The organism is Wenzhouxiangella sp. XN79A, from assembly GCF_012272825.1.
Classification (GTDB): Bacteria; Pseudomonadota; Gammaproteobacteria; order Xanthomonadales; family Wenzhouxiangellaceae.
The window spans coordinates 78,859-104,411 of the sequence record NZ_JAAWWS010000131.1 but is presented as its reverse complement, the minus strand read 5'-3'; the positions used below and the strand labels follow the sequence as shown (position 1 = coordinate 104,411).

Genomic DNA, 25,553 nt, shown 5'->3' with positions numbered 1-25,553 from the left:
GCGGCTGACCGGACGGCTGCGCTCGCACGCGACCTGGAAAAGGAAGGATTCTTCCGGGCAGTGATCGGGAGGGTGCAGCCGCCCGATCGAAGGCGATGCCTGGGCGAGCGCGCTTGCGCGCCAAGGGGGGTTCCCGCCGCTTCGCCCGCTCACGTCTCTCGATCTACGGTGGCCGGCTGGCTTCACGCGGCTGTCGGCGGGCGATCGTCGGCCTCGGCGATCGGCGCGCGCTGCCGTGTCGCCCACAGGAACCGCGCGCTGAAATTTCCCGGCAGGCCACGCGACAGGCGCGAGCCGACGACCTTGGTCAGCGCCTGGCGTCGACCCAGCACCCGGCGTGCCTGCCAGCAGTTCAGCGCCCAGATCGCGCCGATCGCACGGTCCAGCGCGGCCTTCGGGAAGTGCGGCTGCCTGCGATTGGCCTGCTTGATCCGCCACAGCCAGGACTCGGTCCAGTCCAGGTGGCCCTCGAGGTCGTCGCGCTTCTCGTCCTTGCGGGTCAGCGCGTGGTGGCGGCGCAGTTCGGTCTCGTCGGCCTCGATGCCGATCCGCTCCAGCAGCCGGCGGGCCACGGCGATCTTGCGATCGCGGCCGAGGTCTGCGCTGTTGCCGGTCCAGCGGCCCGGGTGCTCGCGCCCGCAGACCAGCAGCTCCGGCAGGTTGGCCATCCGATGTTCGGCCGAAAGCCGGGCATGCATGTCGTAGTCCTGGCAGCGCGGATAGTCGAGGTCGTAGCGGTAGGCCTGGAGCACCGCGGTGCGCGCCATGATGGTGCGGTTGATCAGCGGGCAGTGGAACAACAGGTGGGCATGCAGATCGTCCGGCGCCAGCGGCTGCCGGCGGACCTTCGGCAGCATTGCCCCCTCGCTGTCCATGAAGCTGCACCAGCTGCCGACCTGGACGATGTCCGGGTTGCGGTCCAGGAACGCGACCTGGCGGCCCAACCGGTTCGGATAGGCGTGGTCGTCGCTGTCGAGCAGCGCAATGTACTCGCCGCGGGCCAGTTCCAACCCGTGGTTGCGGGTGTAGGGAATGCCGCGGTTCTCGCCGTTGGTCGCGATCCGGAGGCGTGGATCGTCGAAGCGCTCCAGCGTGGCCACCGTGTCGTCGGTCGAGCCGTCGTCGACGACCAGCAGTTCGAAGTCCTCGAAGTCCTGCGCCAGAATGCTGTTGACCGCCACGCAGACGTAACGGGCCCGGTTGTGGACGGGGATGAACACGGTGACCTTGGGGGTCGCCTCGGGGCGTGGGGGCATCGGGTGCACAGGGCAGGAAGCAGAACCGCTCATGCTACCATCCCGGCACGTTTTCCGGACCGAAGGACTCCCGTAGCGCTTGCGCTGCAGCCATGCTCATGAAGGCCCGACTCGGTTCGCTGTTCCAGACCAACGCCCATTCCTGGCCGCGCCGGCTGTACTTCGGCTGGCTGCGGCGCTGGCGCGGCGTGTTCGCCAAGCGCCAGAGCGTGCATTTCGTCTCGGTCCACGGCACGCGCTACAAGCGGGTGGTGTTCGGCGACAGCGCCCAGGCCGCCGAGGTCGAGAGCGCGCTCGATGCCTTCGCCGGCAGCGGACGCTTTCCGCCGCTCGTCCATCGTCACGAGAACGAACTGCTGCTCGGCTTCGTCGAGGGCCGGGCCTTCGATCCCGGCGACACCGCCGACCGGGCCCGCCTGGCCGAGTTCCTCGCCGCGCTGTGGCAACACTCGGCGGTCGAGCAGCCGTGCACGGCGCTGCCGTTCGATGCACGGCTGGCCGTCGACCTCGACTTCCTTGTCCAGGCCCGCGTGCTCGACCGCGCCCGCGCCGAGGCCCTGGCCGATCGCGCCGCCGCCGTTGCCCCGGCGACCCTGGTGACGGGCTTCGACTACGTCGATCCGGTCGCCAAGAACTTCGTCATCGCCGGCGAGGCCCCGGGCGGCGAGCAATCGCCGAGGCTGGTCGCGATCGACGTCGAGAGCTTGCGGGCCGACCAGCCGCTCGGTACCGGCCTGGCCCAGGCCTCGCTTCGCTGGCTGTCGCCCGGCGACGTCGACGTCATGGCCTCCCAGGTCGCCGAATCCGGCGGCCCCGACATCGACCCCCAGCTCGACTACGTCCGTCTCATCACCACCGTGGCCTGGACCAAGCGCAAGTTCCTGCAGGGCAAGACCCACTTCATCCGGGCCGAGCACTTCGACGCCCTGCTGGGCTAGGGGCGAGCGACTTGCGACGAGGGCGAGTCGGGTGGACTCGTTGGGCGCCGTGCATCGGCCGCGCGCGGCTTCGTTCGTGCTTCTTGTCCAGCGATCGTTTTTCTCTTCGCGCCTTTGCGTCCTGGCGCCGATGCCCTGGAGAGCCGAACGCGACCTCCGGACGAAACGTCAACGCCCCCGCAAGGCCCGAATGCGTGAAAGGACCGGACCCAGCAGTGAATCGAGCGTAGGCGGATCGTCGACCGGGCCGTCGAGGAGGCGGGCCAGCGGGCGAACCCAGCCGCGGCATTCGGCATCCGCGTGCAGGCGGGGCAGGTCGCGGGCGGGGAGCCAGAGACCGCGGCGGGTCAGCGCTGCGCGGGTGGAGGCCGGCAGCAGGCTGCCGGTGGCCCGGGCGATCCGGCTGCGGCGGCGCGGGTCCAGCGCCAGTACGGCCACGGGCTTGCCCGAAAGACAGGCCTCGGCCAGCATCGACGCGCTGTCGCCGGTCACCGCCAGCGCATCGCAATCGGCCAGCACGGCCGGGTAGGGGTTGGCAGCACCAGCCGCCGGGAACAGCGTGGCCCGGCCGTCCAGGCCGGCCCGCAGCGCCTCCAGCGCGCCGGCCGGCGTTCGGGGGCTGGCGCAGGCGACCAGGTGGGCGCCGGTCCGATCGGCGAACGTCGTCAGCTGCGCGGCGATCCGTCCGATCGCTCGTCGCCCGAACCGGTACGATCCCGAGTCCCCGCCGAGCAGCACTCCGACCGTGGGTGCTTCCACATCGGCCAGGGCCTCGCGCAGACGCTGGCGCGCCGCGTCGTCGATCGGCGGCGGCGCGTTGAGCGGCAGCGGGATCTCGATCGTGTTGACCGCGGCAGGGAGCCGATACTGGGGCGTGGTCACGATCAGGTCCAGCGGCGCATAGGCCGCCCAGGGCCGCCCGATCGCGACGATCCTGGTCCGTCCGCCCGACGCGGCCCGGATCCGCTGCGCGTCGACCACGCTGCGCCCGCCGGCGATCAGCACCAGGTCCGGCCACGGCGGCGCGTATCGGGCTGCTTTCGCGCCCGCCAGCGGCCGCCGCACGGCGCCGAAGATCCGGTCTCGGATCACGAGATCCACAGGATCGATCTCCTCGATCCGCTCGACCTCGCCACCGAGCGACCCGGCCAGGGTCAGCAGCTGCTGACGATCACCGGCGCCCGGCGCGTTCAGTACCCAGGTCAGGGAGGGATTCGGAGGAGGCGGAATGGGCATCGGAGCAAAGGAAATTTTTCGCCATTGTAATTGACAAAAACCAACTTCCCGGCTAACATGCCGCGCTTGATCTCTGGGGCCATAGCTCAGCTGGGAGAGCGCTACAATGGCATTGTAGAGGTCGGCGGTTCGATCCCGCCTGGCTCCACCAGAATTCATGCAGTTCGACTAGAATCCTAGGCATAGCTTGCAGGTCTCAACGTCCCCTTCGTCTAGAGGCCTAGGACACCGCCCTTTCACGGCGGCGACAGGGGTTCGAATCCCCTAGGGGACGCCAAAAAAAGAAATGCCCCGCCTTGTGCGGGGCTTTTCTTTTTTTGCCGCCCCTGTGGCGGCTTCGAACCCCAGCCAGAACAAGCTCGGCGAGCTTCCCGTATCGCCAGCCTTCGATCCATGGCGCAGACCGTGACATGGCGCCCGGAGAGTTCGAACCGAGCGCCGCCGGCGCGAGCTTGCTTGAGCGAAGCGAAAGCCATCCCCCTGGCCCGCATTATTCATGAATGAGCTCGCGCCCTTGCTTGGTCCTTGTCTGCACAGCGAATCTTCCTCGCTCGGAAATACAGCTTGGTATTCCGCTCGGTCGGAACATCCCCTGTGCGAACGATTCCCGGCGCACTCATCGCGGCGATTCATGAATAATGCGGGGTAGGGGATGCCGATAAAGAAATGCCCGGCCTCGCGCCGGGCATTTCTTTATCGGGGCCGCCGGTGGCGGCTTCGAACCCGGGCCGAAACAACGCCCCCGATCCTGTCGAATCGCCAACCTCCGATCCAGGGCGCCGACCGTGACGTGGCATCCCCCGGGGTTCGAACGAGCGTCGAAGCCGCGGGCTCACGAGACGAGCCGCAGGCAGCGCAGCCATCCCCTTAGCGTACCCCGCCACTCATCGTGGAACGTATGGCGAGTCGAAGGGCGTTTGGCTGCACGGCCTGTCTCGCAGGGAATGGCAGCGTCCTCTCCAGGAGACAGAACGTCGCAGATGAAGGCTCTCCGGCTCGCCCTTCTAAGGAGCGCGCCTGAACCGACATTGCGGCGTTGCGCCCCTTGTAGAGGGCTGGCCATTCACTGCGGGCCGCAACCTTGCACGGTCGATTCAGGCGCACTCCATAGGTCACACGATGAGTGGGGGTAAACCAGGGGACGGTAGGGGATGGCGGGTCGGGGCACGGTGACCGAGCGAGGCCTGGATCGCCGAATTCGTCGGCCGAGTCTGCAGCGCGCCACTTCAGGGTTCGGACCGAGCGCCGCAAGGCGCGAGCTCGCTGACGCGCAGCGACTGCCATCGCCGGGCGACGCCGGCCGGGCCACCGAACTGTCCCGAAGCCGCGTGCACTCCGGCCCATTCGGGCGCGGATCCAGGGAACGATCATCCCGTCGTGTTCACCGACGAGTCCGTATCCGTCGTTTCCCGATAACACCCCGCGTCCACCTCGATCCGATCGCGCCCGGCCTGTTTGGCGCGGTACAAGGCGGCATCGGCGCGGTTCCGCAGCGAGTGGATGTCGTCGTCGCCCCGGGCGCAGCTCAGTCCGAAGCTGACCGTGACCGTCGGGTCGTTGGCGCGGACCGCGTCCGACCCGGACCGGCGGAAGGTCTCGAGGCAGGCCACGGCATCGTCGATGTGACCGACGCTCAACAGCACGGCGAACTCCTCGCCTCCGATCCGGCCGACCAGTGCATCGTCGGGAAAGACTTCCCGCAGGCGGCGTGCGGTGCGGCCCAGTACGCTGTCCCCGACGCGGTGGCCGAAGCGGTCGTTGACGGTCTTGAAGTGGTCGATGTCAGCGGCGATCAGTACGATCTGCCGGCCCTGTTGCGACCCGACCTTCGCGTCGTCGAGCATCGCCTGGGCGTGCTCGAAGAACCAGGTGTGGTTGGCCAGTCCGCTCAGGCCGTCGTGGCGCGAGAGCTCGATGAACCGGCGGCGACTCCGGAACGCGCGGTACAGCAGGCTGATCAGTCCGGAGACCACGAGGCCGACCAGCAGCCAGCCGAAGGTCCTGAGGCGGCGCTGTTGCCGGGTGGCCTTCACTTCGAGCTGCGCTGCGCGGGTGGATTCCCGCAGCAGCTCGATCTGCTGGCGCTGGAACCGGCTGTCGAATTCGACCTGAAGGTAGGCCAGCCGCATGGCCCGTTCGCGCCCGAGAAAGGCTTCGCGCGCTTCGTTGTGCGCGCGCAGGTGCATCAGGGCGGCTTCGAAGTCGCCGCCGGCTTCGGCCAGTTCGGTCTGCAGCAGCGCCAACCGTGCCGACTGGTCCCACAGCGAGCGCTTCGCGAAGAAGTCCTTGAGCCGGTCGAGTTCGTCGCGCCAGTCGGCGTCCAGTTGCGCGAGGTCCAGCAGGATCTCGGCCCGGATCATCCGTGCCTCGTACTCGCCGAGGGTATAGACCGCGTCGGCGAGGGCGGCGATCGCCTGTTCGGCCAGCGGCAGTGCCTCGTCGGCTCGGTCCTCGCGGCGCAGCAGGTCGGCCAGGCCGTACTGGTGCACGCCGACGAACAAGTCATTGTCCACCGAGGCGCATTCGCGGATGCCCTCCCGGTAGGTACGCTCGGCGTCGGCCGGACGCTCGGCCCACTTGTAGACCGGCGCCAGCCGTTGCAGCGCGATGCAGGCCTCGCGCGGCCGTTCGGTTTCGCGGGCCAGACTCAGGGCGTGCTCGCCGTAGTCCGCGCCCAGGTCGTATTCCCCGACCCGCCCCAGCATGTAGGCGGCCATGTTCAGCGTGGCGATGGACGCTTCGGGGTCGTCGAGCTCGGCCTGGATCCGGATGGCCTCGCTCAGGGATTCGAAGGCCGCTTCGTAGCGGCGGAGCAGGACTGCGATGTTGGCCCGGAACTGCAGGGCCTGGACGCGCTGATCCGGGTCCAGCGCCCGCTCCAGCAGCGCCTCGGCCACGGCCAGGCCCTCCTCGGTGCGGTCGTCCAGCACGTAGTGCCGCGCCTGCAGCAGCTGGAAGTCGGCATACTCGCGAAGTTCGGCCTGGTCGATCGACGGCGCCAGGTCGTCGAGCAGGGCCTGGGCTTCTCGCCAGTGCGCGTGGTAGCTGATCTCGCGCGCTTCATCCAGCACGGCGCGGAAATCAGGGTCCTGTGCGGCCAGTGACGCGGAAACTGCCAGCAATGCGAGCATGCCGGCGGTCTGCAGACGGTTCTGCATACCGGTCCTGGCCTGATGCAGGCACGATACGAGTCGACCCATGGTTGGTGCGGCCCCGCCTGATTCCGGACTCCCTCGATCAGTATGCCACGGTGCCCCGGCGGTCACAGGGGGCCTGATCCGGGACGGTGTCGGGGCGGCAAGCACCGCCGGGCGGAAAGAGAACGCCCGCCGGGCGGCGGGCGTTGCGAAGCTCTCCGGCGGCGGCCGACGGGGAGCTGCAGTGATCTTCGCTGTTCGGTCGCGCTCAGTTGTCGGTCGCCCGCCGACGGAACCACACCGCCCCGGTCAGCAGTGCCAGCCCGATGGCCACGCCGATCCACATCTCCATGCTGAACAGATGGCGGGTGACCGAGCTGAAGTTCATGAACAGCTCTTCCGACGGACGAATGTTGGCGCCTTCGGAGGTCACGATCTGCTCCCACTCGATGCTGGCCGGAGTGACGCCCTTGCCGATGCGATCGAGCATGATCAGCAGCAGGTTGACCTCCGGCAGCTTGAAGTTGGAGAAGAAGCTCCAGAAGTGCTGGAGCATGCCGATCATCAGCGGCACCAGCACGGCGATCAGGATCGGCAGCCGCGGCGCCCAGGACGAGCAGAAGACCAGCCAGGCGTAGATCGGCAGCAGCCAGAGCCCCTGCACCAGGCTGCCGTAGAGCATCAGCGTCCACTGCTTCGGCAGGTTGGCCGGGACCCACAGTGCCGAGAACACGTTGATGTCGGCGAACAGGCCGATGACCGTTGCGATCAGCAGCAGGGTGATCTGCGTGATGACGATACCGGCCAGGTACAGCAGCGGCGCGAGGATGCACGCGGCCAGCACCTTGGACGCCACGGTCATGGTGTCGGACACCGGCAGCGACTTCCAGAACAGGATCGAGCGGTCGCGGCGGTCGTCGTACAGGCTGCCGGCCAGGTAGAAGATCAGGACCAGGTACATCACCTGGTGGAACAGCGCCGAAATCGAGAACAGTGCGCCGGAGGCGAACAGCCGACGCTGGTCGGGATCGAGTTCGGCGAACATCCGCAGGCCATCGCGGGTGAACACCAGGTCGCCGTCGATGCGCATGCCGATGATCAGGGCAAGAAGGCTGCTCAGCAGGATGAAGCCGAACAGGATGACAGGCGTCCATTTGAACGCGACCGGGCTTTCCCACATCTCGCGGCGAACCAGGATGGCCAGGCGGCTGATCGAGTCCTTCATGCCCGGACCCCCTCGATATCGGCGTGTGCTTCGGCATCGGCGGCCCTGTCGCCCATCAGCGCCACGAACAGGTCGGACACGCTGGGCTTGTGGATCTCGCCGAGCTCGTCGAGTCGGCTGACGTCGGCCCGTTCGAACAGGAAGATGTGGCGACCGAACAGCACGCGTTCGTGCAGCGGATTCATCGAGCGGGCTTCATCGACATCGCCGGGCTTGACCATCACCTCGGTGTAGCGCTCGTAGATGTCGTCCATGGTGTCGTTGAGGATCAGCTTGCCGTCCTTGATGAAGATCAGGTCGGTCAGGATGTGTTCGACTTCCTCGACCTGGTGGGTGGTGATCAGGATGGTGCGCTGCTCGTCGAAGTACTCGTTGAGCAGGTTGGAGTAGAACTGCTTGCGAAACAGGATGTCCAGGCCCAGCGTGGGTTCGTCGAGGACCAGCAGCTTGGCGTCGATGGCCATGACCAGCGCCAGGTGCAGCTGCACGATCATGCCCTTGGACAGCGCCCGGATCTTCGACTTGTGCTTGATCTTGGTCCTGGCCAGGTACTTCATGCAGATCGCGCGATCGAAGCGCGGATGCAGCTTCTCGGTCAGCTCGATGATCTGCCAGACCCGCGCCCAGCGCGGCAGCACGGCCACGTCGGCGATGAAGCAGACGTCCTGCATCAGGTCGTCGCGGTCCTTCGACGGGTCGAGCCCGAGTACTTCCAGCGTGCCGTCGAAGCGGGTCAGCCCCAGGATGGCCTTCAGCGCCGTGGTCTTGCCGGCGCCGTTGGGGCCGATCAGGCCGACGATGCGGCCGGCCGGTACGTCGAGATCGACATGGTCCAGCGCAACGGTCGAGCCGTAGCGACGGGCGAGGTCACGAGCGTGGATGGTGGCGGTCATCAGTGCTCCGTTCGTTTTGGATTCAGGCCGGGCAGGTCCTCGGGACCCAGTCCGAGTTTCTCGATGCGTTTCGCGATCCGTGGCCATTCCTCGTCGAGGAAATGACTGCGCTCGGATTCGAGCAGCCGCTCGCGGGCGCCCTCGACGACGAACATTCCGACGCCGCGACGCTTTTCGACCAGGGCATCATCGACCAGCGACTGGTAGGCCTTGGACACGGTCAGCGGGTTGATCTGGAAATCGACCGCGACCTGGCGGACCGAAGGCAACGCTTCGCCCTCGGCCAGCGTGCCGTCCAGGATCGCCGCGACGGTTCGCTCGCGCAATTGCCAGTAGATCGGCTGGTTGTCGTCCCAGCGGTCGCTCATCAGCGCCCCGGCGCGAAGGGCAGGACCAGCGGACCGAAACCGGGCAGCAGCTCGCCACTGCGCGGTGCGTCGCGATCGCGGCCGGGTGCTGCGGGCTCCAGCCCGCGGCCGGAATCGTCTTCCAGGGTCACCATGGCCGGCGCCGGCGGTGGTTCGCCCGCGTCCTGCGGGCGGTCCCAGTTCATGGCGACGACCAGGCCGACGATGGCCGCGCCGACGGCGAGACTGTGCGGGATGTGGACAACCCGGTGGTTGGTGATCGGCAACATGGTCAGGCTCCTTGCGGCATCGGCCGCAGCGTGGCATGTGTTGGTGTATTACCATACTAAAACACCAAGACGGAGTCAAGCCCTTCGTTCGGAACGATCGAAGCGGAGGGAACCTCCGAACAGGTCTGCGCGGAGCGCGTTTCAGTCGGAAAAGCCGCAGATCGTGCGGGCCTGGGCGAGTGACAGTAGCCATGGCGACGGCCGAGCCACGTCGCGTGCGAGATGCGGCGTCTCCGGCGAACCCCGGTCGGGACCGGCCTCTGCGGGCCACCCGCGCCGCTTGTCACGACCATCGGACGCGCTGATTCGGTATCGCCGAACCACGCTCCTCGAAGCCACGCCGGCTGATCCCGCCGACCGCCATGACACGCGTCATGACAAGCGCTCCGTCGCGCCCGTGTAGACTGGTCGGGAGCTTCCCGAGCCGGCGCGAAGCGATCCGGCGGCTTTGGTATCATTCACGGGTTCGAGACGTCACGCGTTCCGACGCGAAGGGAACAAATCGACGATCGTCGGTCCAATGTGACGCAGCGCGGAATTCCATTCCACGAAACCCATCCAACGTTTTCGGAGTACTCATCTATGATTCGCAAGCCCGTTGCACTGGCCAGTGCGGCCCTGCTCGCTTTCGGCACCGTCCAGGCGCAGACCACCGAGCTGGAGACGCCCGAAGATCGTCTCAGCTACACCATCGGCATGGACATCGGCCAGTCGCTGGCCGGCCAGAACATGGAGCTGGACATCGACCTGGTCATGGAAGGCCTGCGCGATGCCTACGCCGGCGGCGAGACCCTGTTGACCCAGGAAGAAGCCCTGGCCGAGCGCCAGAAGTTCATCGAGCAGCGCCAGCAGCGCCTCGAGCAGGAGCGCGTCGAGGAAGCCACCGTCAACCGCGAGGAGGGTGAGGCCTTCCTGGCGCAGAACGCCCAGAACGACGGCGTGATGGTGACCGACTCCGGCCTGCAGTACCGCGTCATCGAGGAAGGCGAGGGCGAGCGCCCGAGCGCGACCGATCGCGTGACCGTCCACTACAAGGGCACGCTGATCAACGGCGTCGAGTTCGACAGCTCCTACGCGCGCGGCGAGCCGGCCACCTTCGGCCTGAACCAGGTCATCCCCGGCTGGACCGAGGGCCTGCAGCTGATGCGTGAAGGCGGCAAGTACGAGTTCTTCATCCCGTCCGACCTGGCGTACGGCGAACAGGGCCGTCCCGGCCCGATCGGTCCGAACGCCACGCTGATCTTCGAAGTCGAGCTGATCGAGATCGCCGGCTCGGACGCGTCGCAGCAGTAATCGAACATCGGGACTGCACCGCGGCCGGCCCGGCCGGTCGCGGTACCCCCTCCAACGGAGACATTCGACCGTGGGTTCCCTGCAGGACGCATTGTTGAAGACGGGCCTGGCCAACGAAGAGCAGGCACGCAAGAAGAAGACTTCCCAACCCAGAGGCGCACGGCCCGGCAAGGGCAAAGCGGGCAAGGGCAAAGCGCCGCGCGGGGCCGGACCCGGCGAGCGCAAGCCCGGCCCGGGCGGCGCGCCTCGGAACAAGGCGCCGAACCGGTCGCAGAGCGACCTCGAACGCGCCTACGCTGCGCGCAAGCGCGCCGAGAAGGCCGAGAAGGAGCGCGAGAAGCAGGCGCGGGTGGCCGACCAGGAGCAGCGCCGCCAGCGCAATCTCGCGCTCGATCGGCTGGTCGAAGGCAAGGCGCTGAATGTCGACGATGCCGAACTGCCGCGCTATTTCGAGCACATCGGCCGCATCCGCCGCGTGCTGTGCACGCCCGAGCAGCGCGGGCAGATCAACAACGGCGAGCTGGGCGTGGTCAGTCTGCGCGGCCGCTACCTGATCGTTGCCCCCGACGTGCTGGCAGCCTACCGGGAACTGGCGCCCGACCTGGTACCGGACCTCACGGGCAAGGAGCCCGACGCGCCGGACGACGACTATCCGCCGGTTCCCGACGACCTGACCTGGTAACCGTACCGGGACCCTTTTGCCAGCGAGGGCGAAACGCCACGTGGACGACTACAAGCAGCGCCTGCATCAACTGAGCATCGAGCTGGTCAAGCTCCAGCGCCACATCATCGCCACCGGCGAACGCGTCGTCGTGGTGCTGGAAGGGCGCGACGCGGCCGGCAAGGACGGCACGATCAAGCGCATGATCCGCCACCTGAGTCCGCGCGACCTGCGCGTGGTGGCGCTGCCCAAGCCGTCGGACCGCGAGCAGAGCCTGTGGTACTTCCAGCGCTACGCCGAGCACCTGCCGGCGGCCGGCGAGATGGTCGTGTTCAATCGCAGCTGGTACAACCGCGCCGGCGTCGAGCCGGTGATGGGGTTCTGTTCCGACGCCGAGTACCACCGCTTCCTGTCCACTGCGCCGGATTTCGAGGCCATGCTGGCGCAGTCCGGCATCCAGCTGGTCAAGTACTACCTCGACATCGGCCGCGAAGAGCAGGCCGCCCGACTGGCCGCTCGGCGGGGCGATCCGCTGAAGCAGTGGAAGATCAGCCCGGTCGACGAGGCCGCGCTGGACCATTGGGACGACTACACCCACCACCGCGACGTGATGCTGGACCGCACCCACACCGCACTGTCGCCGTGGACCGTGGTCGACAACAACTGCAAGAAGCGCGGACGGATCGCGCTGATCCAGGACCTGCTCGACCGGCTGCACTACAACGACAAGACGCCGGCCCTGCTCGACTGCGATCGTTCGATCGCGTTCCGCTATTCCGCCGAGCAGGCCGATCGACTGTCGCGCTGAGGCACGGTCGCCGTTCGACCCGTGACTTTGGTCATGGGCGCCGACCGCGGCCTCGGTGCTATGCTTTCCGGCCGGCTGGCCGTGCATCGGCCGCCTGCCCCACACCCCCGCAGCAACGGAGACCCATCGAAGTGAATGCCCCGAATACCATCCTGATGCTCGCGCTCGCCGCGGCCCTGGCCGGCTGCAGCGGCTCCGACGCACCGGCCCCGGCCGAGTCGAGCGATGCGACCGAATCCACCGCGGAGGTGGCCGAGCCGGTCGCCGAGGTCGAGACCGACGAAAGCAATCCGTTCTTCGCCGAATCGACGCTGCCGTTCGGCATGCCGCCGTTCGACCGGATCGAGGACGATCATTTCATTCCCGCCATGGAGCGCGGCATGGAGGAGCACCTGGCCGAGATCCAGGCCATTGCCACCTCCGAGGAGGCTCCGACCTTCGAAAACACCATCGTCGCCATGGAACGAAGCGGCCAGCTGCTCGGCCGGGTGACCCGGGTGTTCTTCAACCTGGTCGGCGCCGACACCAACGACCAGCGCCAGGCCATCCAGCGTGAAATGTCGCCGCGCCTGACTGCGCACCAGGACGCGATCACCCTGAACCCGGACCTGTTCGCGCGCATCGATGCGCTGCACCAGCAGCGCGAGACGCTCGACCTGGACGCCGAGTCGCTGCGCCTGCTCGAGGACTATCACCGCAACTTCGTTCGCTCCGGCGCCCGGCTTGACGAGGCACAGAAGGAGCGACTCCGTGAGATCAACGGAGAACTCGCCCGCCTCGGCACCGAGTTCTCGCAGAACGTGCTGAAGGAAGTCAACGAGTCCGCGATCGTCGTCGACACCGTCGAAGAACTCGACGGCCTGACCGAAGCGCAGATCCAGGGCGCGGCAGCCGAGGCGGCCGACCGGGGCCTGGAGGGCAAGTACGTGCTGACGCTGATGAACTACTCCAGCCAGCCGCAGCTCTCGTCGCTGACCGATCGTGGCGTGCGCCAGCGCCTGATGGAGGCCTCGCTGGCCCGCGGCGCGCGCGGCAACGAGTTCGACAACCGCGAGATCGTCTCGCGCGTGCTGACGCTGCGCGCGGAGCGCGCCACCATGCTGGGCTACGACACCCACGCCGATTTCGTGCTGGAGGAACGCACGGCCAAGACGGTTTCCGCCGTTGCCGACATGCACGGCCAGCTTGCACCGGCCGCCGTTGCCAACGCCCGCAAGGAAGCCGCCGACCTCCAGGCGATGATCGACGAGACCGAGGAGACATCGTTCGAGCTGGCCTCCTGGGACTGGCCGTTCTACGCCGACAAGGTGCGCCAGGCGCGCTATGACTTCGACGAAAGCGCCATCAAGCCCTATTTCGAACTCGACAACGTACTGGTCAACGGCGTGTTCCATTCCGCCGAGCAGTTCTTCGGCCTGACCTTCGAAGAGCGCCCGGACCTGCCGGTCTACCACCCCGACGTTCGCGTCTGGGAAGTCTTCGACGCCGACGGCGAGACGCTGGGCTTCTTCTACGGCGACTTCTACGCCCGCCCGTCCAAGCGCGGCGGCGCCTGGATGAACTCCTACGTGATCCAGTCCGACCTGCTCGGCACCTCGCCGGTGGTCGCCAATCACCAGAACATCCCGAAGCCGCCGGACGGTGAGCCGACGCTGATGACGCTGGACGAAGTCACCACGATGTTCCACGAATTCGGCCACGCGCTGCACGGCCTGTTCTCCGACGTGACCTATCCGAGCTTTTCCGGCACCGCGGTGCCGCGCGATTTCGTCGAGTATCCGTCCCAGGTCTTCGAGATGTGGGCCACCTGGCCGAGCATTCTCGAGAACTACGCGCTGCACTACGAAACCGGCGAGCGGATTCCGCAGGAACTGCTCGATCGCGTGATCGAGGCCGAGCAGTTCAACGAGGGCTACCGCACGACCGAGTACCTGGCCGCGTCGATCCTCGACATGTGCTACCACACGCTGCCGGCCGAAGAGATTCCGGCCGCCGACGGGCTGCTGGACTTCGAGGCCGAGTGCCTGGAAGAGGCCGGCATCGCGTTCGACCCGGTCCCGGCGCGCTACCGAACGACCTACTTTTCGCACATCATGGGCGGCTACTCGGCCGGCTACTACTCCTACATCTGGAGCGAAGTGCTCGATGCCGACAGCGTGAAGTGGATCAAGGAAAACGGCGGCCTGACCCGCGAGAACGGCGACCACTTCCGCGCCACGCTGCTGTCGCAGGGCGGCAGCAAGGACGCCATGCAGCTGTTCGAGGACTTCGTCGGCCGCCAGCCGGACATCCTGCCGCTGCTCGAGCGTCGCGGCCTGACCGCGACCGAGGGCACCGGCGAGACGACCGGCCCGATGTAAGCCGCCGGCGGATGTCCCGGCCACCCACCACCGACGACGCCCGGGCCCGGTCCCGGGCGTTCGTCATTCAGGGCCTGACCCATCGGCTGACCCATGATTTCGGTGGCGGCCCGCGGCCGCTGCGGTTCCGCGACGTCATCAATGTCCAGAAGGCCGGCACGCCGGTCGTCCTGCTGGGCTTGATGCTGGTCTATCAGAACTTCGATCCGCGGGCCTGGATGTACCTGGCGCTTCACGGCAGCTACGGGATCGTCTGGCTGATCAAGGACCTGAGCTTTCCCGATCCGGCCTGGCAGGGCCGGGTGACGATCGGCGGCGCGCTGATGGCCTTCCTCGGCGTGCTGGGGTGGTACTGGGTGTTCGGCTGGCTGGTGATCTCCGGCCTGGCCGATGCGCCGTATCCGCTGCCCGAGCCGGCCTGGTTCGCGCTGTGCGCCACGCTGTGCATCGTCGGCATCGCGATCATGATCGCCGCCGATGCACAGAAGTACTTCACGCTGCGGCTCGAAAAAGGGCTGATCACCACCGGCATGTTCCGCTACATCCGCCATCCGAACTATCTCGGGGAAATGATGATCTATGGCAGCTTCGCGCTGCTGGTCTGGCACTGGCTGCCGGCGCTGGTGCTGGCCTGGGTCTGGCTGGGCGTGTTCGCCGTCAACATGCGGGCCAAGGAAGCGTCGATGTCGCGCTACCCGGAATGGGCGGCGTATCGCAGGCGGAGCTGGTGGTTGGTGCCGGGGGTGTTCTGAGCCTGAACGGGCCGGCCGGGGGAGGCCCCGGCCGACCGTCGATACCGTCCGGCGATGCCGGACGGCGCGCTGATCAGCCGCTTTCGGGGCGGTTGGCGCGGTTGTAGCGGTCCTCGGCCAGCGCGGCCGCCCGGTCGATGATTTCCTGCGCGGTCATGCCGTCGAACATCTCGCGCATCCGTTCCGGGTTGCCCAGTACCGACTGGTCGTAGGTGTTGATGAAGCGGATCGAGCGTTCCAGCGAGCTGTACTGGGCCGCCGAGGTCGATTCGGCAATGAGGGCCAGGCTGTCGTTGAAGGCCGCCTGCGAAGAGCCGTCGACGATCATCTCCAGGCCGGTGCCGTCGTCCTCGAGCTGGCCTTCGACCTTGGGCACGTACTGGTAGCGTGCATCGGCCACCGAAGGCATCGGCTTTTCTTCCGGGCCGGTCGCCATCGCCGGCTCGGTGCCGGGCCGGCGGATCGGCGCCGGGCGCGGCGCGGTTTCCATCGCGGTGTCCGGTTCGGCCTGCGGCTCCGGCTCCGGGTCGCTGCCGCAGCCGGCAAGGCTGAAGGCGACGCTGGCAAGCAGCAGGGACAGCAGGATCGGCTTGGCCGTGCGGAAACGTGTGGGGGTGGTGTTCATCGTGACTTCCTGATGGTGAGTGTTCGGACGGTGGGTTCGGGTGTTCCGGTCGGGTCGTGCATGCGCTGCCCGCGCCGGATCCGAGCGCCGGATCGCTCGGGAACGCTCGCTATGATCGAATTCCTCGGGGTTAGTTCCTGAGCCGGGCGAACAGGTCGTAGGCGTCGTGGCCGTCGATCGTGACGTCGACGAAGTCGCCGGGCCGGAGATGGCCGCCGTCGGCGACGATCACGTTGCCGTCGATTTCCGGCGCATCGCCATAGCTGCGCGCGATCGCGGCGTCGCCTTCGACCGAATCGACGATCACCGGTTCGACCTGGCCGACCCGCCGGGCCAGCCGGCGTTCGCTGATCCGCTGCTGGTGCTGCATGAAGCGATGCCAGCGTTCTTCCTTGATGTCTTCCGGCACCGGGTCGGGCAGCTGGTTGGCCGCGGCGCCCTCGACCGGCGAGTACTTGAAGCAGCCGACGCGGTCGAGCTCGGCGGCCTCGAGCCAGTCCAGCAGCGCCTGGAAGTCGTCCTCGGTCTCGCCGGGGAAGCCGACGATGAAGGTCGAGCGGATGACCAGGTGCGGACAGGTTTCGCGCCAGGCCCGGATCCGCTCCAGGGTATTCTCCGCCGCGGCCGGGCGGCGCATGGCCTTCAGCACCTTCGTCGAGGCGTGCTGGAACGGGATGTCGAGGTAGGGCAGGATGCCGCCCCCGGCCATCAGCGGGATGATCCTGTCGACGTGCGGGTACGGGTAGACGTAGTGCAACCGCACCCAGGCATCGAGCTCGCCGAGCTCGCGCGCCAGGTCGTACAGACGCGTCTCGATCTCGCGGTCCTTCCAGTAGTCCTTCGCGTAGCGGGTGTCGACGCCGTAGGCACTGGTGTCCTGGCTGATGACCAGCAGTTCGCGCACGCCGCGATCGACCAGCGCCTCGGCCTCTTTGAGCACCATGCCGATCGGCCGGCTGACCAGGTCGCCGCGCATCGCCGGGATGATGCAGAACCGGCAGCGGTGGTTGCAGCCCTCGGAAATCTTCAGGTAGGCGTAGTGGCCGGGCGTGAGCTTCAGGCCGCCTTCCGGGACCAGGTCGACGAACGGGTCATGCGGCCGGGGCAGGCTGCGATTGACCGCGCCGAGCACGGCCTCGGCCTGGTGCGGCCCGGTCACGCCGAGCACCTTGGGATGGATCGCGGTGATCTCTTCGGGCCTGGCGCCCATGCAGCCGGTGACCAGGACCTTGCCGTTGGCGGCCAGTGCATCGCCGATGGCCTCCAGCGACTCGGCCTTGGCGTCGTCGATGAAGCCACAGGTGTTGACGATGACCAGGTCGGCCTCGGCGTGGTCGCCGACCAGCCGGTAGCCCTGCTGGCGCAGTCCGGTGACGATCTGTTCGGAGTCGACCAGGGCCTTCGGGCAGCCGAGGCTGACCAGGCCGACGGCCGGCGCGTCCGTATCGTTGCGGGTGCTCATGGCGGCGTATTGTACTTGGCGCTGGCCGGGCCGGTTCAGGCGGGTGCACGGCAGATCGCAACGACCTCGCGCAGCCGCTCGATGCCGTCGAGCAGGCGCGGGCCCGGCCGACCCAGCCAGGCTTCGCTGATCGGCACGATGCGCCCGTTCCGGATCGCCGGTACCTGCTGCCAGCCGTCGCGCCGCGCGACCACGTGCGGCCGGTACTTGGCTTCCTCGACGCCGCACCAGCTCATCACCACCGCCTCGGGCGCGGCCAGCGCGGCCTCTTCGGGCGAGATCTCCAGGCTCTCGGCATTGCGGTCGGCGAACGGGTTGACGCCACCGGCCAGGGCCAGCATCTCGTTGACCCAGCTGTTCCGGCCCGGGACGATCACCGGCTTGGGCCACCACTCGACGAGGATCGGGACCGGCGCGTCCGGCCGCGGTCGCGCCATCGCGGCCTCGAAGCGATCGGCGATCTGCCGGGCCTCGGCCTCGGCATCCAGCGCCTGGCCGATCCGCAGGATGTCGTCGACCACGTCGGCCAGTCTGTGCGGTTGTGTCACCAGGCAGGGCAGGCCTGCGGCCTCGAGCCGTTCCAGGCAGCGTTCATGGCCGGGCACGGTCAAGGAGGTGATGACCAGGTCCGGTTCCAGTGCGGCGACCCGTTCGACGTCGAGGTCGAGGTCCGGCCCCAGTTTCGGCAGCGAGTCGACGACTTCGGGCGGGTAGTCGGAATGGTCGTCGACGCCCAGCAGCCAGTCGGCCCGGCCGAGGGCGCAGACGATCTCGGTGTTCGAGCAGGTGTGGGCGACGATGCGCATCGAAGCGAGTCTACGCGCCTGTCCGGCTCAGGTCAGCGGCGCGTCGCGATGCGCTTCGAAGTACTCGCGCTCCTCGGCCACGCCGCGCTCGAGACGCTCCATCAGGGCCCGGAATCGCGGCGTGTCGCGGATCGGCGCGAATTCGGGGTAGTAGTCCAGGCCCCACCAGTAGTAGCGCCAGTCTTCGACCAGCTCTTCCAGCGCGACCAGGGCCTGTTCGTGCCGGCCGTGCAGCGCGTGGTCCCAGGCGGTTTCGATGCCCGAGACCAGCCAGGGGCCCTGCTCGGTGCGGGTTCGCTCGACCTGGTCGGAGAACGAGGCCAGCAGGGTCTCGGCCCGGTCGCCGCGGCCGGTCTGCTGCAGGCAGTGAATGGCGGTCCTGGCCGGCAGCAGCATCATCGGCGTCAGCCCCGATGGGGCGTCGAACAGCACGGGAAAGCGCTCCTCCAGCAACGCCAGCGCCCGCGGGCAGTCGTGACGTGAGTACGACTGGGCCAGCAGGGCCGGGGTCAGCGGATCGCGATTGCCGAGCGCCACGATGGCCTCGAGTTCGCGCTCCATTGCATCCCATTCGCCGCGAAATCCGTGAATGATCTGGCGCAGGTAGCCGATCCGGAACGGCAGGTCGTAGGATTCGGCGAGCGTGTTGGTGCAGGCCTCGGCGCTCAGGTCGTCGCCGATCTGCAGCCAGAACTCGCACATGCTGAACCGGCGTCCCGGACTGTCCGGATCGAGTTCGTGCGCTCGGACGATATGCCGCATGGCCTGGCCGGTCTGTCCGCTCTGGGCCAGGTAGGTCGCGATCCGATCGTGTGCCTGGGCGAATCCGGGGCGCTCCTCCAGGAAGCGACGCAGTCGGAACAGCGCCTCCTCGGCACGCCCCTGCGCCCAGAATGCATCGGCCAGCCAGACCGGGCCGAGCCCGAACAGCGGGTCGAGCTGGACGGCCTTGCGCAACGACTCGGTCGCGTCGTCGAAACGACCCATCCGGAACAGCACGCGGCCGAGGTTGCGGTGGGCGGTAGCATCGTTCGGGTTCAACGCCACGGCGCGGCGATAGGTCTCGATGGCCTGTTCCGGCCGATTGCTGCGGAAGTGCCAGTCGCCGAGGGCGCGGACGACCTGCGAGGAGTCCGGCGCGAGCCGCCGCGCCCGCTCGAGGTATTCCTCGGTGAAGTCTTCGCGGTCCTCGGCCGTGCGCATCGGCCCCTGGCTGCGCACCATGCCGATGGCATCGACCAGGCCGATCAGCGCATCGACATTGTCCGGCTGCAAGGCCAGCGCGGCGTCGAAGTGGGCGACGGCCTGCTCGGAATCGCCGAGCGTGAACCGGTCCATCGCCAGCCGGCCGCGCGTGATCAGTTCCCAGACCTGCTGCGAGTCCGCGGCCGGTTCGCCGGTGCCGGGCAGCAGGGTGTCGGTCATCGTTCGCGCCACTTCGTTGGCGATGTCGTCCTGCAGTGCGAACAACTCGCCGGCCGGTCGATCGTAGCTGCGCGACCACAGATGCATCTCCGTGTCCGCATCGATGAGCTGGGCGAGTACCCGGATCTGGTCGTCGGCCCGCTGCACGCTGCCCTCCAGGATCACGTCGACATCCAGTCGCTCGGCGATGTCGCCGATCCCGGCCGAGGCATCGCGGAAGGCGAACGACGAGGTGCGCGCGGTCACGTCCAGGTCCGGCGACAGGGTCAGCATGTGGATGATCCGGTCGGCCAGGCCGTCGGCGAAGGGGCCGTGGTCGCCGCCCGGCGTCATGTCGAGAAACGGCAGCACGGCAACGGCCTTGCGATCGTCGGGGGCGGCGGCGTGCGCCGTCGAGTCGGCCGGAGGATTGCCGACCGTCGGCGGAGGCGGTGCGTCGGGGCGATACGCGCCGATCGTGATCACGGCCGCGATGACGGCCGCGACCACGACCAGCAGCCCGAGAACCAGGCCGGCCGTGCGGCCGGATCCGTGCAGACCCGCGATCGAACCCGCGCGCCCCGCGCCGGCTCCGGACTCGGGGTGCGGCGCGCTCGGGGCCGGGACCGCATCGCCCTCGATCGGAGCGATGGCGTCGGGATCGAAGCGATACCCGCGGCGCGGAATGGCCAGGATCACGCGGTGCGGGCGCCGGGTGTCGCCGAGCTCGCGCCGCAGGCTCGACACCGCCACGTTCACCGAATCGTCGGTCGCCGCGTCCAGGTGGCCCCAGACCGACTCGACGATCCGATCGCGGCTGAGCACCTCGCCGCGGTGCTCGACGAAGTACGTCAGCAGCGCCAGCAGTCGCGGGGCCAGGTAGGTCTCCTGCCCGTCGTGCACGATCCGGCCGCTCCGGAGGTCGATGGTCCGGCCCCTGATGTCCACGCAGTCCACGCTGTCGTACCCCTTCGCCGATCCGGCCCTGGTTTTCGTTTCCGTGACGAGTTTCGCATTATCGACGGGCCGCAATCAAGGGCCGCGAACGATAGGTTGGTGTTTATATCACTGAATCCATTGGGATTTATAAGATTTCAGCCTTTCCACAGGACATTCATGTCCCTCGCCGCGATCGTGGTGCTCGACGATCGGCACGCCAGCGGTCGTCACCGCCGGAAACCGCGGCGGAAACGGAGCCCTACCGGCTCCACGAGAAAAACGTTCCGGCAACCGCCGGACCAAGGAGATCCGACATGAAATGCACTCGACAGAACCACCACACTCCGATCGCCGCCTCGCTCGCGGTCGCCTTCGGGCTGGCGCTGGCCGGTCCGGTTGCGGCCGAGCAGGTCAGCATCCAGTTCTCGCAGCCCTACCCGGGCGGCGGCACGGTCACCGGCCTGCTGGTCGGCGAAGACCTCGACGGCGACGGCCAGCTCTACTCCGTCGCGCCGGGCCTGGCCGGCTTCCTCGGGCTGCCCGAAGGCGAGCCGGAAGTGACCTACGCCAGCGTGCGCATCGAAGGCGTGCTGGGCCAGACGATCACGAACGTGTTCGACGCGTCGGTCGCGCCGATCACCGACGACGCGAACTTCTTCTGGGGCTTTTCCTACAACCTCGACGGCGGCCCGCTGGGCGACGATCCGGATGAAGGGGTGTCGTTCGGCCCGCTGGCGCCGAGCACGTCCTTCGCCGCCGGCGCACTGTTCGCTCCTGCATGGAGTCCGAACCCCGTCGCCGAGCCGATCGATGTCTGCGGGAACGAGAACGGCGATGCCTGCTCGGCGATCGTCACGCTCGATCCGGTCGACCCGTTCCCGAACTTCGAACTGCTGTTCTCGGCCACCTCCGCCGCGCCGATCGAGACCCACGAACTGCTGCGCTACACCTTCGAACAGGACGGCTTCGACGGCGGCGCATCGATCTCGGGCACGATCTCCGGGCGCGACCTCGACGGCGACGGCCGGATCTATTCGGTCGGCCAGGCCTACCGCGATTTCTTGGGGTATCCGGCCGGTGACGAAGTCGCGTTCGCCACGGTGACCATCGTCGGCGTCGAGCCGCTGCCGATCGTCAACGTCGTCGACCTGGTGGCCACCGACGTACTCGATCCGCCGAACTTCTTCTTCGGCGCCGACATCAACGTCGCCGGCGACCAGGCGGGGGACGAAGGCACGGAAGGCTTCTCGATCGCCCCGTTCTCGCCGAGCACGTCCTACGTCGTCGGCGAAGCATGGGGGCCCGGTTTCTCGCCGTCGATCGTCGAGCAGGGCCTGCTGAACTGCGGCAACGAGGAAGGCGAGCCCTGCGCGATGCTGGTATCGCTGACGCCGAATGCGGACTCCCCGACGGGGGTCGACCTGAAGGCGGTCCAGTACAGCGCCGAGCCGATCGCCCTGACGCCGGCACCGTTCCTGGTCGACTCGAGCTTCGGCGGCCACTGGTTCAACGAGGTCCCGTCGCGCGAAGGCATCGTGATCCAGAAGATCCGCGACGGCCGGATGCTGGTTTACTGGATGACCTACGACGCCGAGGGGAGCCAGCGCTGGATCCTGGCCTTAGGCGAGCGCCGGGGCCTGGAGATCGTCGCCGACGAGGTCTACGTCACCGACAACGGCGTGTTCGCCGCGACGACGGAGACCGAGCCGGACTTCATCGACGTGGGCGAACTGGTCATCGAGTTCAGCGACTGTGACAGCGGCGAAGTCCGATACGCGGTCGACGGCGAGTCGGGAACGATGCAGATCGGTCGTCTGACCGGGCTCGGATCGGACGAGTGCACCCGGTAAGCGACCGGTCTTCACTCACCTGACGGAACGCGCCGGCCTCTGTGCCGGCGCGTTTTTTTGCCGCAGATGAACATGGGTAAGAAAGGCGAAAGGTGGAAGGTGGAAGGTGGAAGGTGAAAGGCTGAAGGCGGAAGGCGGAAGGCGGAAGGCGGAAGGCGGAAGGCGGAAGGCGGAAGGCGGAAGGCGGAAGGCGGAAGGCGGAAGGCGGAAGGCGGAAGGCGGAAGGCGGAAGGCGGAAGGCGGAAGGCGGAAGGCGGAAGGCGGAAGGCGGTTGAACCAGGGATGGACGCTGGTTGGAGAGGCGCAAGACCAACGCGAAAGGGAGGCCTGAAGACCAGGGCAATTCGAACGGCCAGTGCCCAGGAAGACCCGAGACGAATACAAGCGTTGGATCGGGCTCGGGACGCGACGCATGGGTCGCCCGGGTAAGCGCAGCGCACCCGGGGCCTTCTCGCGCCACTGCTGGGGTGCGCGCGACCTGCGCCGGCCACGGGAATCGGTGGGGCTGCTGTCTTCATCCATGTTGATCGGCGTCCATCCGTGGACAAGAAAACGCCGGGCGGGGCCCGGCGTTGTGCAGTGGCATCCGGCGGGGCGGCCGGTCAGTGATGGATGGCGGCCGCCGGCGGGGGCGGTGGTGCCAGGCCGGCAGGCGATGCGGGGCGCTGCGGGCGCGGGGGTGCGAACGCCGGCGCGATGAAGCCGAGGCCGCGCTTGCCGTGCAGGCGCGGAAAGCGGGACTCGGGCACGCTGCCCTCGATGCGCTGCAGCGTGCCGTCGCGCATCACGTCGAGCACCACCGTCTCGCCCGGTTCGCGGTCGATCATCGCGCGGCCGAGGTCGACCGGGCGATCGATGGTCTCGCCGTCGATCGACAGGAGCACGTCGCCGTCCTGCAGACCCAGCGCGTTGTCCTCGGCGATCCTGAGCACGACCACGCCGTCGCCGGTGCCGAAGTAGCGCGCCAGGCCCTCGTGGTTGCTGACCAGGTCGGAGTCGCCGCCGAGCACGAACAGCCCCGGCAGGCGCGGCGCGATCGGCGGAATCGGCGCGTCCGGCGGGATCAGGCCCTGGTCGCGCAGCACGACGATCTGGCGCTCTGCGGCGTCCAGGCCTTCGTGCAGGGCATCCATGTCGATGTCGAAGTCGAAGTCCGCGCCGGGCCCGAAGCGCTGGGCGAAGACCCTGACGTCCCGCTCGGGGGCCGACGTCTCGACATCGAAGCGCAGCTCCTCGCCGTCGCGCTGGACCACCACGGGGACGACGGCACCGGCCTCGACGCCGTCGAGCGCCCGACCGATCGTGGTTTCTCCACCCAGTGCCCGGCCGTTGACCTCCAAGACCCGGTCGCCGCGCTGCAGGCCGGCGGCTTCCGCGCCGCCGCCCGGCGTCAGGCCGAGGACTTCGTTGGCGTCGCCGGTTCCGCCGACCAGGATGCCGAGCTTCGGTCGGGCCCCGAAGAAGAACATGTTTCCGTCGGGCTCGGCCACGACCTGGTCGCTTTCGATGATGATTTCGATGTTCTCGTCGCCGTCCTCGGCGAGCGCCCTCCATCGATGCTGGAGTTCGCCTTCTTCGACCAGCTGTCGCTGGACCTGGGCCATCTTGCGGGCGGCTTCGGCGAGCTCGGCGCGGGCGGCCTGCAGCTCGGCGCGCAGGGCCTCGCGGTCGGCGGCCTCGTCCCGGGCCAGCGCGAACGGGCTCGACAGCAGTGCGCAGGACAGCAGGAGCGGCTTGATCAGGGGACGTACGCTTTTCATGGTGCTTCTCCGTTGGAACGTCGGGCAGTGCCCGGTTGGGGGTTCGGGGTCAGTAACTCGCCAGCATCAGTTCGCTGCGCCAGTCGGCGCGCAGGTAGCGCTGGTTCATTTCGCCGAGCAGGGCGATCCGCTCGGCCCATAGCGCCGGGTCATCCGGCGATTCGCTGAGCTGGGCGTCGAGCCAGGCCAGCTCCTGCTCCATACGGGCGATGGCATCGACCGTCGTGGCGCTGACGACGCCGTCGCGGTAGACATCCAGCTGGGTCTCGAGCGCCGCCGATACCGCCTGCAGTCGCAGCAGGGCGTCGTTGGCATCGAGCCGGGCTTCGGGCAGTGCGTCCGGACGCAGCAGCGTGATCGACAGCGCCAGCACCGCGACCGTGGCGGCCATGGCCAGCGGCACCCAGCTGCGGCGCGGCGTCGTCGACCGACCGCGACGTTCCATCTCGTCGGAAATCGCCGGCCACAGCCCTTCGGGTGGATCGAGCTCGGGCAGCGACTTCAGGTTCAGCGGATCGGTTCTCGGGGCGGATGTCATGCGTTCATTGACCATGGGGCAGGGCCCTCCGGGTCGGTTCGTAGTGGGGGTGAAGCAGGTCGCGCGCTTTCGCGCGGGCGCGGCTGAGCCGGGTCTTGGACCACGGTACGCTCCGAGCGAGCGTGTCCGCGATTTCGGCATGGGTCAGGCCCTCGACATCGTGCAGCCACAGCACCGCGCGATCGAGCGCGTCGAGCTGGCCGAACGCGCGGACCAGGTCGAGCGCACCGTCGTGGTCGGGCGCGTCCACGCCCGCGTCGTAGTGCTCCGGCAGCGGATCCAGCGCGCGGCGGCCGGCGTCCATCACCTGGTTGACGACGATGCGCCGCAGCCAGGCACCGAACCGGTCGGCGCGCTCGAGCTGGGCGACCCTCTCGAAGGCCTTGACGAAGCCGTTCTGGACCGCGTCCCAGGCCGCGGCCTCGCTGCCCGACAGGCGCACCGCCAGGGTCCAGGCCGAACGGGCGTAGGTCCGGTAGACCTTCTCCTGCGTGCGCCGGCAGTCGCGCTTCAGCGCAGCCAGCGTCCGGTCGTCGATGGGCGTCGAGAAATCCATTTCAGTGCTAAGACGCCGTAGCCGGGGAAAAGGTCGCAGAAGCATACGCGGCCGAGTCCGGAACGAACGGAATGAACCGCAGATCCTGGCGAATGCGCAACGGCACAAAGGCCGATGGAAACCGCAGATGGACGCAGATGAACGCGGATTTTCGGTGTCCAGTGCGTCCAGCTATTCGAACGGGTCGGCAGGGGGCAAGTGTTGGCTGTAGGAACGGGTTCTGCAGGCGGGAGCGGTTTCGTTGGATCGGGCGGCTCGGCAGCTTCGGGCGTCGCGAGGGAATCGCCCCTGGAACGGGACGATTTCATTCCGGTCGGGCGAGGATGCCGGCCCGGACTCCACCCCATACCCGGCTTTTCATCCGCGTTCATCTGCGGCACATCGATAAAAAAAGGGCGCCCGTGGGGCGCCCCTCGA

21 protein-coding genes and 2 tRNA genes are annotated in these 25,553 nt (G+C 68.0%); 9 read left to right on the top strand and 14 right to left on the bottom strand.

The window, feature by feature from the left end; all coding sequences use genetic code 11:
• Positions 1 to 182: 182 nt before the first annotated feature.
• Positions 183 to 1,289: a glycosyltransferase family 2 protein gene (locus tag HFP89_RS02680; RefSeq protein ID WP_206212193.1), complete on the bottom strand. Its 1,107-nt coding sequence runs from the start codon at positions 1,287 to 1,289 to the stop codon at positions 183 to 185.
• A gap of 65 nt (positions 1,290 to 1,354) precedes the next feature.
• On the opposite strand from HFP89_RS02680, the gene HFP89_RS02675 reads away from it, so the two are divergent.
• Positions 1,355 to 2,194, top strand: coding sequence for a hypothetical protein (locus HFP89_RS02675; RefSeq protein WP_168716097.1), 840 nt, complete (start codon positions 1,355 to 1,357; stop codon positions 2,192 to 2,194).
• A gap of 168 nt (positions 2,195 to 2,362) precedes the next feature.
• Here HFP89_RS02675 and HFP89_RS02670 read toward each other — a convergent pair whose 3' ends face one another.
• Positions 2,363 to 3,430 carry an ELM1/GtrOC1 family putative glycosyltransferase gene (locus tag HFP89_RS02670; protein WP_168716096.1) on the bottom strand — a complete coding sequence of 356 codons (1,068 nt, stop codon included), beginning with the start codon at positions 3,428 to 3,430 and terminating at the stop codon, positions 2,363 to 2,365.
• A gap of 75 nt (positions 3,431 to 3,505) precedes the next feature.
• Here HFP89_RS02670 and HFP89_RS02665 point away from each other — a divergent pair.
• A tRNA-Ala gene (locus tag HFP89_RS02665) sits at positions 3,506 to 3,581 on the top strand.
• Positions 3,582 to 3,631: 50 nt separating this feature from the next.
• Positions 3,632 to 3,707 (top strand) — tRNA-Glu (locus HFP89_RS02660).
• Between the two features lie 1,090 nt (positions 3,708 to 4,797).
• Here the strand turns inward: HFP89_RS02660 and HFP89_RS02655 are convergent.
• The 5 genes from HFP89_RS02655 to HFP89_RS02635 all read right to left on the bottom strand — a co-directional run bounded on the left by HFP89_RS02655 (position 4,798) and on the right by HFP89_RS02635 (position 9,322).
• Complete coding sequence (locus HFP89_RS02655) at positions 4,798 to 6,588, bottom strand: GGDEF domain-containing protein (RefSeq protein ID WP_168716095.1); 1,791 nt, start codon at positions 6,586 to 6,588, stop codon at positions 4,798 to 4,800.
• 247 nt (positions 6,589 to 6,835) lie between these two features.
• Positions 6,836 to 7,792: a hypothetical protein gene (locus HFP89_RS02650; RefSeq protein ID WP_168716094.1), complete on the bottom strand. Its 957-nt coding sequence runs from the start codon at positions 7,790 to 7,792 to the stop codon at positions 6,836 to 6,838.
• Positions 7,789 to 8,685, bottom strand: a complete 897-nt coding sequence (locus HFP89_RS02645; protein WP_168716093.1) for an ABC transporter ATP-binding protein — start codon at positions 8,683 to 8,685, stop codon at positions 7,789 to 7,791. The genes HFP89_RS02650 and HFP89_RS02645 overlap by 4 nt, the downstream gene beginning before the upstream one ends.
• Positions 8,685 to 9,053, bottom strand: coding sequence for a GntR family transcriptional regulator (locus HFP89_RS02640; protein ID WP_168716092.1), 369 nt, complete (start codon positions 9,051 to 9,053; stop codon positions 8,685 to 8,687). Before HFP89_RS02640 ends, HFP89_RS02645 begins: the two co-directional genes overlap by 1 nt.
• Positions 9,053 to 9,322, bottom strand: a complete 270-nt coding sequence (locus HFP89_RS02635) for a hypothetical protein (protein WP_168716091.1) — start codon at positions 9,320 to 9,322, stop codon at positions 9,053 to 9,055. The genes HFP89_RS02640 and HFP89_RS02635 overlap by 1 nt, the downstream gene beginning before the upstream one ends.
• A gap of 582 nt (positions 9,323 to 9,904) precedes the next feature.
• Between HFP89_RS02635 and HFP89_RS02630 the strand changes: the two genes are divergently transcribed.
• The 5 genes from HFP89_RS02630 (at position 9,905) to HFP89_RS02610 (ending at position 15,196) form a co-directional block, all read left to right on the top strand.
• Positions 9,905 to 10,615 (top strand): FKBP-type peptidyl-prolyl cis-trans isomerase, encoded by a 711-nt coding sequence (locus tag HFP89_RS02630; protein ID WP_168716090.1) that lies wholly within the window; start codon positions 9,905 to 9,907, stop codon positions 10,613 to 10,615.
• Positions 10,616 to 10,685: 70 nt separating this feature from the next.
• The gene (locus tag HFP89_RS02625) at positions 10,686 to 11,297 is read left to right on the top strand and encodes a DUF2058 family protein (RefSeq protein WP_168716089.1); all 612 of its coding nucleotides are present in this window, start codon (positions 10,686 to 10,688) and stop codon (positions 11,295 to 11,297) included.
• Between the two features lie 40 nt (positions 11,298 to 11,337).
• Positions 11,338 to 12,084 (top strand): polyphosphate kinase 2, encoded by a 747-nt coding sequence (gene ppk2 / locus HFP89_RS02620; RefSeq protein WP_206212192.1) that lies wholly within the window; start codon positions 11,338 to 11,340, stop codon positions 12,082 to 12,084.
• 131 nt (positions 12,085 to 12,215) lie between these two features.
• Positions 12,216 to 14,444 (top strand): M3 family metallopeptidase, encoded by a 2,229-nt coding sequence (locus tag HFP89_RS02615; protein WP_346775178.1) that lies wholly within the window; start codon positions 12,216 to 12,218, stop codon positions 14,442 to 14,444.
• Positions 14,445 to 14,455: 11 nt separating this feature from the next.
• A complete protein-coding gene (locus HFP89_RS02610; RefSeq protein WP_168716087.1) occupies positions 14,456 to 15,196 on the top strand; it encodes a DUF1295 domain-containing protein in 741 nt (246 codons plus the stop codon).
• Between the two features lie 73 nt (positions 15,197 to 15,269).
• Here the strand turns inward: HFP89_RS02610 and HFP89_RS02605 are convergent, their stop codons facing one another.
• From HFP89_RS02605 to HFP89_RS02590, 4 genes are all read right to left on the bottom strand, one after another.
• A complete protein-coding gene (locus HFP89_RS02605; RefSeq protein ID WP_168716086.1) occupies positions 15,270 to 15,821 on the bottom strand; it encodes a hypothetical protein in 552 nt (183 codons plus the stop codon).
• A 130-nt stretch (positions 15,822 to 15,951) separates the two neighbouring features.
• Entirely contained in the window at positions 15,952 to 17,283 is a 1,332-nt protein-coding gene (rimO, locus tag HFP89_RS02600; RefSeq protein ID WP_168716085.1) for a 30S ribosomal protein S12 methylthiotransferase RimO, read from the bottom strand.
• A 35-nt stretch (positions 17,284 to 17,318) separates the two neighbouring features.
• Positions 17,319 to 18,089, bottom strand: a complete 771-nt coding sequence (locus tag HFP89_RS02595) for a cobalamin-binding protein (RefSeq protein WP_168716084.1) — start codon at positions 18,087 to 18,089, stop codon at positions 17,319 to 17,321.
• A gap of 27 nt (positions 18,090 to 18,116) precedes the next feature.
• Positions 18,117 to 20,396 carry a tetratricopeptide repeat protein gene (locus HFP89_RS02590; RefSeq protein WP_168716083.1) on the bottom strand — a complete coding sequence of 760 codons (2,280 nt, stop codon included), beginning with the start codon at positions 20,394 to 20,396 and terminating at the stop codon, positions 18,117 to 18,119.
• 350 nt (positions 20,397 to 20,746) lie between these two features.
• Between HFP89_RS02590 and HFP89_RS02585 the strand changes: the two genes are divergently transcribed.
• Complete coding sequence (locus tag HFP89_RS02585; protein WP_168716082.1) at positions 20,747 to 22,282, top strand: hypothetical protein; 1,536 nt, start codon at positions 20,747 to 20,749, stop codon at positions 22,280 to 22,282.
• A gap of 602 nt (positions 22,283 to 22,884) precedes the next feature.
• Here the strand turns inward: HFP89_RS02585 and HFP89_RS02580 are convergent.
• Genes HFP89_RS02580 through HFP89_RS02570 form a run of 3 tightly spaced genes read right to left on the bottom strand, consistent with a single transcriptional unit; the run spans position 22,885 to position 25,136 of the window.
• A complete protein-coding gene (locus HFP89_RS02580; protein WP_168716081.1) occupies positions 22,885 to 24,042 on the bottom strand; it encodes a PDZ domain-containing protein in 1,158 nt (385 codons plus the stop codon).
• 49 nt (positions 24,043 to 24,091) lie between these two features.
• The gene (locus HFP89_RS02575; RefSeq protein ID WP_168716080.1) at positions 24,092 to 24,595 is read right to left on the bottom strand and encodes a hypothetical protein; all 504 of its coding nucleotides are present in this window, start codon (positions 24,593 to 24,595) and stop codon (positions 24,092 to 24,094) included.
• Positions 24,585 to 25,136, bottom strand: a complete 552-nt coding sequence (locus HFP89_RS02570) for a sigma-70 family RNA polymerase sigma factor (protein ID WP_168716079.1) — start codon at positions 25,134 to 25,136, stop codon at positions 24,585 to 24,587. The genes HFP89_RS02575 and HFP89_RS02570 overlap by 11 nt, the downstream gene beginning before the upstream one ends.
• Positions 25,137 to 25,553: the final 417 nt, after the last annotated feature.